Genomic DNA, 13,513 nt, shown 5'->3' on the forward strand with positions numbered 1-13,513 from the left:
CGACATGGCAGTTCCGGACGCCCTGCCCGAGCCGAACGGGACGGCGGGTGTGGAGGTCACCCGCATGTCGTTCGACGAGTTCCTGGCCGTCGGCCCCCAGGGGCTGTACAAGGCCGACCAACCCGTGGTGATCAAACTGCCGAGCAGCGTGCAGGGGCTCGGCCGGGACGAGGTGGCCGCGCGCCTGGCCGACATGACCGTCACCCTCTTCACCGAGCCGGGCGACAAGAACCACCCGGGGCGTTGGGAGACGCGGGACATCAGGCTCCGCGAGTTCTTCGCGGACGAGCGGCTCCTCAACGGCACGGACACCTGGCACCGAGTGGTGTCGAACATCCGCAGCAGCCCGGCCGACGTCAACGCCGTCATCGGCTTCGACGCCGAAGAGTTCTTCGGGTACGGGAACTCCCTGTACGCCGCCAACCTGTGGATCAGCCACCGCGGCGTGTTCACCAAGAACCACTTCGACGAGTTCGAGAACTTCAACATCGCGCTCGAAGGCCGCAAGCGGTTCGTCATCGCACCGCCCGGCGTGCGGGACTACTACCCGCGGTCGGTGCTCCAGGGCTACGGGGACAAGTCCCGGGTGGTCGACCTCGCCGACGTCGACCTCAAGCGCTACCCGCGGGTGGCGGCCAAACTCGCCCAGCGCCGTGACTTCGTCCTGGAACCCGGCCACATGCTCTATCTGCCCCTGGGCTGGTGGCACCAGGCCGAGTCGCTCGACGACATGAACATCAACGTCAATTTCTGGCTCAAGTCCAAGAAGATCCTCCACCGGCCGCACGTGTTGGGCGTCGCGCTCTACACGTACGCCTACCGGAGGCTCAAGGGCGTCTACAGCTACCGGCCCACCGAGGTGAACTCCTGATGAGCGAGCGCAAGACCATCACCCCCACCCACCTGTACCGCAACAACGACAGGCTGATCGGGATCGGCAACGCCTTCTGGAACATGTCCTATGAGCACGGCGTCGCCGGCATCGTGGGCGACCTCAACGACGGCGTGTTCCAGATGCCCGACGGACACGAGTTCGTCAACTTCACCGTCTGCTCCTACCTCGACCTGGACACCCACCCCAAGGTCATCGACGGGGCGGTCGCCTCCCTGCGCCGCTTCGGCGTGCTCGACCACTGCATCCCGCGCACCCGGGTCCAGACGCCGGTCCTGCTGGAACTGGAAGAGTCACTGGGCGAACTGTTCGGCGCGATGGTGATCAGCGCGATATCCACCGCAGCGGCCAGCACCGGCCTGCTCCCCCTCATCGCGTCCGGGCACCTCGGCAACGGCACCCGCCCGCTCATGGTCTTCGACAAGAACGCCCACGTCTCCATGGCGAACGCCAAACCGAGCTGCGCCGACGAGAGCGAGGTCGTGACCTGCCGCCACCACGACCTGGACTTCCTCAAGGACATGTGCCGCACCTACGAGCGCGTCTGCTACGTGGTCGACGGCTCGGACAGTCTGGGCGGCTACGCACCCGTGCACGAACTCGCCGAGCTCCAGGAGAAGTACAACCTGCTGGTCTTCTACGACGACTCGCACTCGCTGTCCGCGTACGGCGAGCGCGGCATCGGTTACGTGCGCTCGCACTCCCCGGTCCTGGACGAGCGGACCATCACCGTGGCCACCCTGAGCAAGGGCTTCGGCGCCGGCGGCACGGCGATCCTCCTCGACGGCTACGGAGAGGAGACGCGGCGACTCGTCGAGCGCTTCGCGGGCCCGCTGGGCTACTCCCAGAAGATGAACGCCGCCGCGGTCGGAGCCGCACTCGCCTCCGCCGAGATCCACCGCACCGAGGAACTCCCGCGACTGCAGGAGCGCTTGCGCTCCAACATCGCGCTGTTCGACTCGCTGGTCACGACCGAGCAGGCCGCCGCCACCTACCCGATCCGCGTGGTGCCGATGAGCGACGAGACGGTCGTCGACGCGGCCCGGCAGGTCTTCGCCGCCGGCTTCTACACCTCGCCGGTGTTCTTCCCGATCGTTGCCCGCGGCACCGCGGGACTGCGCGTGATGCTGCGGGCCGGCCAATCCGAGGAGCAGATCAGGCGACTCTGCTCCGCACTGGTCGAGGCCGGCGCCCGGCCGGCGTCCGAGCCGGAAGCCCGGTGACCGGCATGGCTCGGGCGGTCCCGCGCAGCATCCTGTACACCCCGGCACTGTCCCTCGAGCGGGTCGTCAAGGCGTGGTCGTACGACGCGGACGTCCACCTGATCGACCTGGAGGACTCCGTGCCGCCGGCCGACAAGCCGGCCGCACGCTCGGTCTGCCGGGCCGCGCTGGAGAAGTCGGCGCGGCCGGAGAACCTCGCCGTGCGCATGAACGAGCTCGGGGGCATCGCAGCGGTCCACGACGTGCTGATGCTCACCGAGGCCCCGGTGAAACCGGGCATCGTCATGATGACCATGGTGACCTCGGCCGTCGAGGTCGACCTGTTGCGCCGGACGCTGGCGTCCGCGGGCGCACACCCGGAGATCTACGTCACCGTGGAGACGGTCGAGGCCGTCACCGGCATCGACGCCATCGCGAGGGCCGCCGACGGCCTGGTCCTCGGCTCCGCCGACCTGGCCGCCACGCTCGGGGTCGAGATCACCTGGGAGGCCATGCAGGCCGCACGGCAGGCCATGGCGATGGCCTGCGCCCGGCACGACACGGCCTGCATCGACACGGCCAACTTCCGGCTCTCCGAGCCGGCCGTCCTCACCGAGGAGACCACCCGGGCCCGGGGGCTCGGGTTCCAGGGCAAGGCGACCGTGCACCCGGCGGAACTCGACGTGATCAACCGCATCCTGCGACCCCGGACCGAGGAACTGGGACTGGCCCGCCGGGTGGCGGAAGCCGTGAAGGCCGCCGACGGCGGGATCGCGGTCCTGGACGGCAACATGGTCGGCCCGCCGTTCGCCCGGCTGGCCCGCACCACGGTGGCCCGCGAGGACGCCTGGGCGAGTCGCTTCGGCAAGGAGGACGAGACGCCGTGACCGCACCGGTGATGCTCCAGGCCGCGGACATGTCCGGTTCCCACCGCATGATCCGTGTGATCGACGTGCTCGGTGAGATGTTCACCGACCTCGCCGCGGGCCTGACCCGCTCTCCCGGCCGCACCGTCATCGAGCACGGCGAGCAGCGGGTCCTCCTGGTCAGCCCCGCCGTGTGGGAGCGGCGCGGGGTGGGCAGCGTCAAGGTCACCACGCTCACCCCCGACAACCCGACACGCGGGCTGCCCCTGATCCACGGGATCGTCGCGCTCACGGACCTGGAGACGGGGAGGATCACCGCGCTCCTCGACGGTGCCGAGCTCACTGCCGTCCGCACCGGCGCGGTCGCCGCCCTGGCGACCCGCTGGTGCACTCCTGGCGACAGTGACGACCTGGCGGTGATCGGTGCGGGCGTGCAGGCCCGCGCACTGGTCCGGGCGATCACGGCGGTGCGTCCGATCCGTACCGTCCGGGTCCATTCGCGCACCCGCGCGGGTGCCGAGGAGTTCGTCGCATGGATCCGTGACACGGCGGGCCCCTCCGTCCGTGCGAGGGCCTGCGCTTCTGCACGGGAGGCCGTCACCGACGCCCCGATCGTCTGCACGGCCACGTCGACCGCCGACGCCGCACCCGTGGTGGAGGCGGACTGGGTGGCTCCCGGGGCCCACGTCAACGTCATCGGAGGGACCCATCCGGGTGCCATCGAGCTCGATCCGGCCCTGCTGACCGACGCGGTGACCGTGGTCGAGGACCGGACCGCTGCCCTGGACGGCGCGGGAGAGGTCAGAGCCGCCCTGGACGGCGGCCTCATCGCGGCCGAGGCCCTCCAGGAATTGGGACTGTTGGTGAGCGGAAAGGTCGTCGTCGACGGCCGGACCTCGGTCCTGCGCACGGTCGGCATGGCAATCGAGGACACGGCGGCCGCGGTGGCCCTGTTCGAGGCGCACCGCGGGGCCGTACCGGGAACGAGCGGCCGGTCCGCCGTTCCCCCGACGGGAAGGGGAACCTCCGATGGACACGCTTGAGGACATCGGCACGGCGAACGGGCACCCGTGGTTCGGCCGCCACCGGCTGAAGCCCGCCGCGCCGGCCGACACGATCCGCCACATGCTGCGGCACGAGCTCAGGGACACCGGCTGGCCGTATCAGCCGCACCTTCCCGCGGCGCCCATGGCGATCCCGCGCACCTCCTACGCCGAGGTCTTCCGGGTGAGCGTCGCCCTGACCGGGCTGCTGCGCCGCACCGCCCTGGAGAGCGGCCGCACCACCGCCGAACGGCTGGCGGCGTACGACATGCCCGCCACCGAGGACCGGTTGTGGACGGACGACGCGTTCGTCGAGGAGCGGTACGCCGATTCCGTGGTCCGGCCCGATCTGGTCATCGGCCCGAACGGACCGCAGTTCCTGGAGTTCAACGTCAGCGGCGCCCTCGGCGGAGTGGTCGAGACGGAGAGCCGACTGTCGGTGTGGCGCAGGCTGCACGCCGACGAGGACGGTCGGACCCCGTTCCGTTCCCCCCGTCCGTTCGCCGTGCGTGCCGAGATGTTCCGGTCGATCAGTGCGGAGCTGGCGCTCGCACCACGGATCGCCGTCGTCGGCAGCGCCCGGGTGAACGGCGTGGAGCCGCGGTACTTCGAGATGGAGGCCGACTACTACAACGGCCACGGTCTGACCGCCCGCTTCTTCGAACCCGACGAACTGCACGAGGCGTGGGACTGCGCCCCGCACCTGCGCCATCCGATCGGGCTGCGGAACTTCACCATCCCGGACTGGCTCGAAGTGGGGCTCGACACCACCCCGGTCCAGGACGCCCTGGACCACGGCTGCGTGCTCGTGGGCACCCAGACGTCGACCTTCCTGCACAGCAAGCTCGCCATGGGCTGGTTGTCGGAGGGAAGGCCCTGGATGACCGAGGGGGAGCGCGCGCTCGTCGAGCGCTACTTGCCGTGGACGCGGGTCCTCTCGGAGCGGAAGACCCATCGGGAGGGGGAGCAGGTCGACCTGCTGCCGTTCGTACGGGCGAACCGGGAGCGGCTGGTGCTCAAGGCGGGCCTGGGAGAGTGCGGCAAGCAGGTCGTCATCGGCCGCCAGGTCGACCAGGCCGCGTGGGAGTCCGCCGTCAGCGACGCCGTCGACGGTGGCCCCAGCGTGGTGCAGGAGTTCGTGGAGCCGCAGACCTGTCGCGCCTCCCTGATCGTCGACGGCCGTGACGAGCCCTACGAAGCCGATGTCGCTCCGGTGTTGGGGCCCCTGTTGTTCGGCGGGCGTCCGGCCGGGCTGTTCTGCCGCTTCTACGGCGACGGTTCCGCCGGCATCGTCAGCGTCCGGGGAGGGGTGAGCAGTTCCGACAACGTGATGGTGGCGATCTGACGCCCTGCCATCTCTTCCGCACTGCCCTTCGGGCCGGCGCGTCGTGCGCGCCGGCCCCGTCCTTCAGCGACATCGGAGTGAAAGCGCATGGCCCTGCGTCACGTCAAGGAAAACGAGTACGTCGAGGAACACGGCGGGGACTACGAGGACTTCGAACCCGGCATGGTGATCCGGCACTGGCCCGGGCGTACCCTGTCCGAGGCGGACAACACCTGGCTGACCCTGCTGACGATGAATCAGCACCCGCTCCACTTCGATCAGAACTACGGTGCCGGGGCCGAGTACGGCAAGGTCCTGGTGAACAGCGGCATCACGCTGTGTCTGATCGGCGGAATGACCGTCCAGGCCCTGTCGGCGCGGGCGGTGGCCAATCTGGGGTGGGACAGGGTCCGTCTGAAGGATCCCGTCTTCGTCGGTGACACCCTCTACGCGACGAGTCGGATCCTGGACAAGCGGTTGTCGCGGTCCCGGCCCGGGCAGGGGATCATCACGGTGGAGACGACCGGCACGAAGTCGACGGGAGAGACCGTCATCGTCTTCGAGCGGTCCTTCATGGTCCGTTGCCGCGAGGCCGCCCCTTCGCAGGAAGAGTGCCGGTGAGGGGCCGGGTACCGGTGCCGAAGGCTTTTCCGACAAGGCGATGTGAGTAATCGTCAGTTTGATCGATAGCGACCCGAATGATCGGTCGCTCTGACAGGATGGCGCGCATGACGAGCGAGAACCAACCCAAGGCCGGCCACCGCGGCACCCCCACCAACAACGCGTTCCGCGACTTCATGGCCTCCGGCTGGGCGACCGACGACCGGCCGCCCACGCCCCGGGCCGAGGTCGCCGACCACGCGGCCCGTCGACGGGCGGCCGTGTCCCGGCGGTTCGCCGGTGAACGGCTCGTCATTCCGGCCGGCGGACTGAAGGTGCGCAGCAACGACACCGACTACACGTTCCGGCCGCACACCGCCTTCGCCCACCTCTCCGGGTTCGGCGCGGACGCCGACCCCGATGGCGTCCTCGTCCTCGATCCCGTCGCCGGGGGCGGGCACCAGGCCGTCCTGTACTTCCGGCCGCCGGCCCCGCGCGACACCGAGGAGTTCTACAGCGATTCCCGCTACGGGGAGTTCTGGGTCGGCGCCCGCCCGACCGTCGCGGACGTCGAGTCGCAACTCGGCCTCATCGTCCGTCACATCGACTCGCTCGCCGGGGACCTCGCCAAGGACGAGGCTGCTGCCCGCCTCCGGGTCGTCCGGGCGGCGGACCCGGAGCTCGCCCTGCTCGTCGACGCCACCCGTACCCAGGCGGGCAGCTCCCTGTCCGCCGAGGAACAGGAAGAGGCGGACGGGGAGTTGGCCCGCCACCTGTCCGGAATGCGCATCGTCAAGGACGACTGGGAGGTCAGCGAGATGCGCAAGGCGATCGCCGCGACCCACGAGGGCTTCGAGGCGATCATCGCGACCCTTCCGGAAGCCGTCCGCAAGGGACGCGGCGAGCGTTGGGTCGAGGGGATCTTCGGCCTCTACGCCCGGCACGAGGGCAACGGCGTCGGTTACGAGTCCATCTGCGCGTCGGGCGACCACGCCAACACCATCCACTGGACGAAGAACACCGGAGAGGTCCGCGAGGGCGACCTGATCCTGGTGGACGCCGGCATCGAGATCGACTCGCTGTTCACCGCCGACATCACGCGCACCCTTCCGGTCACCGGCCGTTTCACCGACGTCCAGCGCAAGATCTACGACGCGGTGCACGAGGCACAGCAGGCCGGCATGGCCGCGGTGAAGCCGGGCAACAAGTTCAGCGACATCCACGCCGCCGCCAACGAAGTCATCGCACGGCGCCTGCACGAGTGGGGACTGCTGCCCGAAGGGGTCACGCTCGAACAGACCCTCGACCCCGAGCGCGGCGGCTGGCACCGCCGCTGGATGGTCCACGGCACCTCCCACCACCTGGGCATGGACGTGCACGACTGCCAGTTGCTGCTGCGCCAGGAGTACATGGACGGCGAGCTGAAGCCGGGCATGATCCTCACGGTCGAGCCGGGGCTCTACTTCAAGGCCGACGACCTCCTGGCCCCGGAAGAGTTCCGGGGGATCGGCGTGCGCATCGAGGACGACGTGTTGGTGACCGAGGACGGCTGCGAGAACCTCTCCGCCGCGATGCCGCGCGGCTCCCACGAGGTCGAGGAGTGGATCGCCCGGGTGTCCGCGGCTGCGGGTGGGGACGGCCCCCGCTAGGGAGCATCTCGGAAGGAGCACCGTCCGCCCGGAGGGGTGCTCCGGCGGCGGGCCGGCTGGGGGCGCCAGGGGAATGCTCCGTCCCGTTTCCCGGGGGCGGGCCGCCGGTAGACGGAGGGGCGGACATGTCGACGACGGGCGGGGCCGAGGTCTGGCTGCTGCTGTGCCCGGGGCTCGGCCGGGACGCGACCGGTCATGCCGGTCCGGTCACCTCTTCGCTGGTGGATTCCTTCGCCGCGGAACTCGGCAACCGGGCCGCGGTCGTCCACGGCAGGCGTCTGGTGCTCGGCGTGGAGGACGGACGGCTCGCGATGACCGACACCTGCGGACGTCCCGTCGCCGCGCCCGCCGTCGCCTACGCCCGCCTGTCGATGACGTCCCTGTCGGCTGACCGGGGCGTCACCCTCCTGCGGCACCTGGCCGCGATGGGAACCCGGCTGATCAACCCCGCCGAGGCGGTCCTGGCCGCGGCCAACAAGTTCTGGCAGTTGCAGCAGTTGGCCGCCGCGGGCCTCCCCGTTCCCGATACCCACACCCACACCGACGCGCCCCTGGAGCAGGTGCTCGATGCGGGCGTCCCGCCGCCGTACGTGGTGAAGGCGGTGCGGGGCCACCGCGGGCAGCGGGTCTTCCTCGCGCCCGACGACACCTGGTTGCGGGGCGTGGCGGGCAGTCTGGACGATCGCCATCCCTATCTCTTGCAACGGTACGTCTCCCACTCCCACGGCCGGGACCTGCGCGTCGTCGTGGTCGACCGCCGGGCCGTGGCCACTGCTGTGCGGACCGCCGGCGACGACCGTCTGGTCTCCAATCTGGCGCAGGGCGGAACCCACACCGTCTGCACCGGTAGACATCCGGATGCGGAGGCGCTGGCAGTCGAAGCGGCGGATGCCGTGGGCCTCGGTGTCGCCGGCGTGGATCTCCTCTTCGAGGCCGACGGCTCTTTCTCGGTGTGCGAGGTGAACTCCAATCCCACCTGGCGGCCGGACATGCCCGGCGTCGCCGAAGCCGTCGCCGCCGCCTGCCGGCGACGGCTCGGTGCGTCGGACCGAGCCCCGCTGAAGCCCGTGCGCCCGGTGCCGAAGCCGGGCGTGCCCTGACTCCCGTGCTTCACCCGTGAGGGTGATGACGTGCACATGGCGGTCTGGATAGCGTGTGATCACGTTTGTTGATCACACGCGAAGAACGGGGACGGCACGTGCAGAACGGTAGGGGTGCGGACCGGAGGCTACTGGTCAGCGTGTTCGGGCCGCAGGAGGCCCGAGAGGCCGTGCTCGGCGGGGCGCGGATCATCGACAGCGAAGACCCGCGCAGCGCGCTCGGAACGATCAAGCCCCGCCGCATCATGGACATCGCCGACGCGGTCCTCGCCGTCCGCCGCGACCTCCCCGTGCAGTTGAGCACCAACATCGGAGAGGACCAACTGCTCTACCGGCGGGCCGGGAACGGTTTGGCGATCGCCAAGTCCGCGTACGAAACCGTCGGCAAGGCCGCCCAGGCCGCCCTCGGCGTCGCGGTGTCCATGGGCGTGCACGTCCACCCCTGCCCGATCGTGAAGGTGGGCCTCGACGGCATGGGGGTCGACCGACTCGGTGATGTCCTCGGCGAGATCACCACGACCCTGCGACGCGCTGACGGGCTCGGGCGAACCCGTGTCATGTCCGTGTTGTTCGCGCAGGACCTGGACCTGTGGGACGCCCGCAAGACGCTGCCACAGGTCCGTCGCGCGCTGGTGGGCCTGCGCGCGTACGATCCGGCGACGTCCGACGCGTCGGACGCCTTCGATCTCGCGGAGTACGCGGACGCCCTGCTCGGCGACGACGGGAACCCGCTCTTCCCCGACCGGCGCCCCGATGGGGCAGAGCTGAAAGCCCGTGGTGCCCTTCCGGCGGCGGCACGCGGTACCCACGTCACCGTCAGCGAGCCCTTCCCCCACGCCGACCACGGTCTGACCCGTCGCCGCCGCACCGACGCCGAGGCGATCCGGACCATGGTCGAAGCCAGCGCAGCCGCCGGGGCGGACGCCATCATGATCGACACCAGCATCCTGCTGAAGGTCGCCCGCATCGGCCTGATCTCCACCGCCGGAAGCGACGAACTCGTCGACCTGGACGCCCATGACGTCGACGACCACGGCCTGCCCCGCACCGGAATCCTCTCCCTCGAGGAGATCCGCCTCTTCGTGGACCTGTGCCACGCCCGCGGCCTGGAAGCCAATCTCGCCGGTTCCGTCCAGAGCCACCAGGCCCAGCAGATCTGGCGCCTGGTGCCCGACCTCGACCAGCTCTCCGCCCGTGGCGGAGTCGTCGCGCTCGCCCGCGACCCCTTGGGCGGCACCGGCGCCGCGACCCGCCACGACCGGGTGGTCCGCCGGGGGCTCGTGGCCGGGATCATCCCGCCCGAACAGGGCGGCCATCTGGTCGTGCCCGAGCACATGACGCACTCACCGAAGTTCCGCACCGACCTGGAAGCCCTGCTCGCCCGCCACGAGGGCCTGGACGTGCGTGTCGCGGACCGCTACGGCGACCTGTCCGTCCTGAGCGCGCCGGGTCGACCGACGGACTGAACCCGTCACCGTCCACCGGACGACACGTCGGGGACGGGTGGAATCCGCCTGGCCCCGGCGTTCCCCGCCCTCGACCCGCACGGGGACAGGCGGCATGGGGCACCGGTGCGAGGTCCCCCCTCGAAGCCCTCATCCCCGTGTGGCCTGGGCCTCCTTGGCGGACGCCTCCAGCCGGTTCCAGTAGTCCCGGTACCAGGCCTCGTCGCCACCGGCCAGGTTGCGACTGCCCTCGCGCAAGCCGACCTTGCCGTCGATCAGTTCGCGGACGATGTCGGCGTGACCGGCGTGCCGGTGCGTCTCGGTCGTCATGTGCAGCATGATCCGCTGGAGCGTGACGCTTCCGTCGTCGCCCCACCAAGCGACGTGGCCCGTCGCACCGAGCGGCAACGCTTCGATCGTGGCGTCCGCATGTGCCCAGGCGCGGCGGTAGAGACCGAGGATGTCCTCGCGCGACTCATCGGCGGTCGCCCACATGTCCGCATTGGGCTCGGCGCCTTCCTCGTACCAGGGAAGGTGCTCATCGTGCGGGCGGCCGAAGACAGCACCGAAGTAACCGAACTCGACGCTGGCGAGGTGCTTCACGAGACCGAGCAGATTGGTGCCGGTCGGCGTCAGGGGGCGACGGACGTCGTACTCCGACAGACCGTCCAGCTTCCAGACGACCGACTCGCGGGCCGCCTTGAGGTAGCGGTGGAGGTCGTCCTTGGGAGTGTTGGGTTCCATGGCCCGAGTCTCGCAGTCGCCACTGACAGCGAGGGTCTCTCGGCAATCCGAGGGGCTGTCGCGCAGGACGGGGGAGGGGCCGCTGGCGCCCGGGGCCCGTCTCCCGAATCCGCCCGTGGGATCGTCGCATGCATGGACGAGACGTGGGCGATCGACGAGGACGACGGTGCGTCGGTGTCTCCCGACACCGTGCAGCAGGTGCTTCGGGAGAGGATCGACGGAGGGCGGCGCGAGACGTGGCTGATCAGTTCGTCCGGCCGCTCGCTGACCTTCGTGACCAACGGCGAGCGGGCGATGGTCGCACTGCTCAACGGGACGGACGCTCCCGGTGAACGCGCGGTTGACCCGGGAGCCCGTGGATCGAGCACGGGGTTCGTCCTCTCCAACGGGCAGCACGACGAGTACCCGAACGAGGACACCGTGCCGCTTGAGGAGGCACTCAGGATCTTCCGGCACATCGTGAGCGAGGGTTCCCGGCCGCCTGATGCGCCGTGGGCGGTCGACCGCTGACGAAGTGCTGAACGTGGATGCGCGGTGCCGGTCGGTCGTCCGTGAAGCGGTCCGGTCCTCCAGAACCGCGCCTGCACCGTCGACGCCGCCCCCAACTGCCGGGGCCCATCGGTCACGCTCGGGACTCCCCGTTTGTCCTTGTGCCGCCGGCGCGGGGAAGACGTCGCACCCATGGCTGCCGTCCACGTCGATGCCACGGTCGTGCGGTGGGCCCGTTTCCGCAGGAACTTCGTGACCGACACCGTCATGAACGGTCTGCCACCGCACATGGCCCAGATCCTACCGAGGGGTCCGAAGCAGTCGGTGTCCAGCGGTCGGGTCGGGAGGGTCAGCGCCCGGTTTTCGTTCTGGCGAAGAGTTCAGCGCACTCGCCCGCGAAGGAACAGAGCCGGTCCACGACCTGCCGGTACTCCTGCGGATCCCGCACCGTGTTCGACGTGGCATCGGTCCACTGCTGCCACAGGCCACCGGCGGCAAGGTATCGGGACGCCCGCTCGGTCCCAAGGACGGAATCGAGGTGAAGCAGTGTGCTGAGAGCAAAGGTCTGGTCGTAGACGAGGTCGGTTTGAGGCAAGTAGCGATCAAGGTACTCACAGAGCAGGTCGGCGTCCGCGCTGGTGCCGAAAGCGGCAAGAGCGATGCAGGAGGATCCGCTGTAGGGGCCTCCGCTGGCCAGCAGGAGTTCGCCGATGCGGCTGCGGAACTCGGTCCTGCCCGCTACGACAACCAGCCAGGAAGCAGTCTTCCGCTCTCGCCAACCGCCTTCGAAAAGGATGCCGAGCTCAGCGGGAGTGATCTCCCCGGCAGCCTGAACCAGCTCCCTCATGAAAAGGTCGCGCTCAGGCCCGCTCAACCGCAGCGAGCTTCCACCCAGCCGCAGGTACCGTCGGCCGGGCGTGACGAATCGTCGGATCAGGTCCATGAGCTCGGGATCGGTGCCGGCATGACGCATGGCTGCATCCTTGCCCGGCGAGGACCCGGCTGCCAGCGATTTACGCAGAGCCTCGAGCGGCGATGGCTGGTTCAGAGAAGCCGGTGTCCGCTGCCCGATGTTCCACGCCGATCCCAAGACGCTCGCCCGGTTCCCCGAACTCCAAGCCGGCCTCCTGCAACGCAGGACGCAGGCCGATGCCGAAGGCTGGAACGGTGAGATCGAGGGCATCGACCTCGCCCTCACCCTCCTCCGCGCCAAGCGCGACGAGACCCAACGCCGAACTCGGAGACCAGCCGTCCACCGCGGCCTCCCCGCGCGCCGCCGTCCGCAGGAGTCCGAGTGACGCTCCCCAGAGCGACGCCTCGACGCAGCGAGCTGCCCCCGTCAGCGTGTGTGAACAGACCCCGGTCCGCCCGGATCACTCCGCTACGGGCAGGCACTCGGCGAGCAGGTCGACGACGTCCCGCCAAGCTCGCCGCGCGTGCTGAGGGTGATGGCCAACCCCGGGAAGCACGATGTGGTCGACCGGCGGGTGATGGAAGGCGTGCAAGGCGCCGCCGTAGACCACGAGACGCCAGTCGACGCCCGCTGCCTGCATCTCGGCGGTGAATGCGTCCCGTTGTGCGGCCGGCATGATCGGGTCTTCCGACCCGACCCCGGCCCACACCGGGCAGCGCATGCGCGCCGTCTCGCCCGGTCGGCCCGTGGTCAGTCCGTTGACTGTCGCGATCGCGCGCAGGTCGGCGCCGTCGCGCCCGAGTTCCAGCGCGATTGCACCCCCGGTGCCGTAGCCGACGGCGGCGATCCGGCCCGGGTCGGTCCGTGGTTCGGCGAGGAGCACGTCGAGCGCTGCGCGGCCGATGCCTCGCATCCGGTCGGGGTCGGCGAGCAGCGGCGTGCAACGGGCCAACATCTCCTCGGGGTCGTCCAGATAGCGCCCGCCGTGGAGGTCGAAGGCCAGCGCCACGTATCCCAGCTCGGCGAGCGCATCGGCCCGGCCGCGCTCGACGTCGCTGAGCCCCACCCCCTCGGGCCCTACCAGGACCGCGGGCCGGCGATCTGCACCGGCCGGGAGCGCCAGGTGTCCGATCATCGTCAGGCCGTCGGCCGCGTAGTCGATCGTGCGGGTGGTGATTGTCGTCATGATCCTGGACTGTAGTGACCGTCGAGCCGGGTCGGGCTGGTGTTCCGCCGCTGGCGGAAG

The 13,513-nt window shown here is 70.1% G+C and carries 14 protein-coding genes; 11 read left to right on the forward strand and 3 right to left on the reverse strand.

Annotation, left to right across the window (positions count from 1 at the left end; translation table 11 throughout):
* Positions 1-4 precede the first annotated feature (4 nt).
* From ACFW22_RS13385 to ACFW22_RS13425, 9 genes are all read left to right on the forward strand, one after another.
* Positions 5-871, forward strand: coding sequence for a cupin-like domain-containing protein (locus ACFW22_RS13385; RefSeq protein ID WP_386402569.1), 867 nt, complete (start codon positions 5-7; stop codon positions 869-871).
* Positions 871-2,115 carry an aminotransferase class I/II-fold pyridoxal phosphate-dependent enzyme gene (locus ACFW22_RS13390; protein WP_386402571.1) on the forward strand — a complete coding sequence of 415 codons (1,245 nt, stop codon included), beginning with the start codon at positions 871-873 and terminating at the stop codon, positions 2,113-2,115. The genes ACFW22_RS13385 and ACFW22_RS13390 overlap by 1 nt, the downstream gene beginning before the upstream one ends.
* Positions 2,112-2,981, forward strand: a complete 870-nt coding sequence (locus ACFW22_RS13395) for an HpcH/HpaI aldolase/citrate lyase family protein (protein WP_386402573.1) — start codon at positions 2,112-2,114, stop codon at positions 2,979-2,981. Before ACFW22_RS13390 ends, ACFW22_RS13395 begins: the two co-directional genes overlap by 4 nt.
* A complete protein-coding gene (locus ACFW22_RS13400; protein WP_386402575.1) occupies positions 2,978-4,003 on the forward strand; it encodes an ornithine cyclodeaminase family protein in 1,026 nt (341 codons plus the stop codon). The genes ACFW22_RS13395 and ACFW22_RS13400 overlap by 4 nt, the downstream gene beginning before the upstream one ends.
* The gene (locus tag ACFW22_RS13405; protein ID WP_386402577.1) at positions 3,990-5,348 is read left to right on the forward strand and encodes a hypothetical protein; all 1,359 of its coding nucleotides are present in this window, start codon (positions 3,990-3,992) and stop codon (positions 5,346-5,348) included. Before ACFW22_RS13400 ends, ACFW22_RS13405 begins: the two co-directional genes overlap by 14 nt.
* Positions 5,349-5,435: 87 nt before the next feature.
* Positions 5,436-5,948, forward strand: a complete 513-nt coding sequence (locus ACFW22_RS13410; RefSeq protein WP_386402579.1) for a MaoC family dehydratase — start codon at positions 5,436-5,438, stop codon at positions 5,946-5,948.
* 107 nt (positions 5,949-6,055) lie between these two features.
* Positions 6,056-7,576: an aminopeptidase P family protein gene (locus ACFW22_RS13415; RefSeq protein ID WP_386402581.1), complete on the forward strand. Its 1,521-nt coding sequence runs from the start codon at positions 6,056-6,058 to the stop codon at positions 7,574-7,576.
* Between the two features lie 125 nt (positions 7,577-7,701).
* Positions 7,702-8,676, forward strand: coding sequence for a RimK family alpha-L-glutamate ligase (locus ACFW22_RS13420; RefSeq protein ID WP_386402583.1), 975 nt, complete (start codon positions 7,702-7,704; stop codon positions 8,674-8,676).
* Positions 8,677-8,774: 98 nt separating this feature from the next.
* A complete protein-coding gene (locus tag ACFW22_RS13425; protein WP_386402585.1) occupies positions 8,775-10,142 on the forward strand; it encodes a (5-formylfuran-3-yl)methyl phosphate synthase in 1,368 nt (455 codons plus the stop codon).
* A 129-nt stretch (positions 10,143-10,271) separates the two neighbouring features.
* Here ACFW22_RS13425 and ACFW22_RS13430 read toward each other — a convergent pair whose 3' ends face one another.
* On the reverse strand, positions 10,272-10,865 hold the full coding sequence (locus ACFW22_RS13430; protein WP_386402587.1) for a DinB family protein: 594 nt from the start codon (positions 10,863-10,865) through the stop codon (positions 10,272-10,274).
* Positions 10,866-10,997: 132 nt separating this feature from the next.
* On the opposite strand from ACFW22_RS13430, the gene ACFW22_RS13435 reads away from it, so the two are divergent.
* The gene (locus ACFW22_RS13435; RefSeq protein WP_386402589.1) at positions 10,998-11,375 is read left to right on the forward strand and encodes a hypothetical protein; all 378 of its coding nucleotides are present in this window, start codon (positions 10,998-11,000) and stop codon (positions 11,373-11,375) included.
* A 328-nt stretch (positions 11,376-11,703) separates the two neighbouring features.
* On the opposite strand, the gene ACFW22_RS13440 is transcribed toward ACFW22_RS13435, so the two are convergent.
* Positions 11,704-12,327 (reverse strand): DUF6000 family protein, encoded by a 624-nt coding sequence (locus tag ACFW22_RS13440; protein WP_386402591.1) that lies wholly within the window; start codon positions 12,325-12,327, stop codon positions 11,704-11,706.
* 97 nt (positions 12,328-12,424) lie between these two features.
* On the opposite strand from ACFW22_RS13440, the gene ACFW22_RS13445 reads away from it, so the two are divergent.
* Complete coding sequence (locus ACFW22_RS13445; RefSeq protein WP_386402593.1) at positions 12,425-12,652, forward strand: hypothetical protein; 228 nt, start codon at positions 12,425-12,427, stop codon at positions 12,650-12,652.
* A gap of 75 nt (positions 12,653-12,727) precedes the next feature.
* On the opposite strand, the gene ACFW22_RS13450 is transcribed toward ACFW22_RS13445, so the two are convergent.
* A complete protein-coding gene (locus tag ACFW22_RS13450; RefSeq protein ID WP_386402595.1) occupies positions 12,728-13,453 on the reverse strand; it encodes a dienelactone hydrolase family protein in 726 nt (241 codons plus the stop codon).
* Positions 13,454-13,513: the final 60 nt, after the last annotated feature.

The sequence above is a fragment of the Streptomyces sp. NPDC058872 genome (genome assembly GCF_042743065.1).
Classification (GTDB): Bacteria; Actinomycetota; Actinomycetes; order Streptomycetales; family Streptomycetaceae; genus Streptomyces.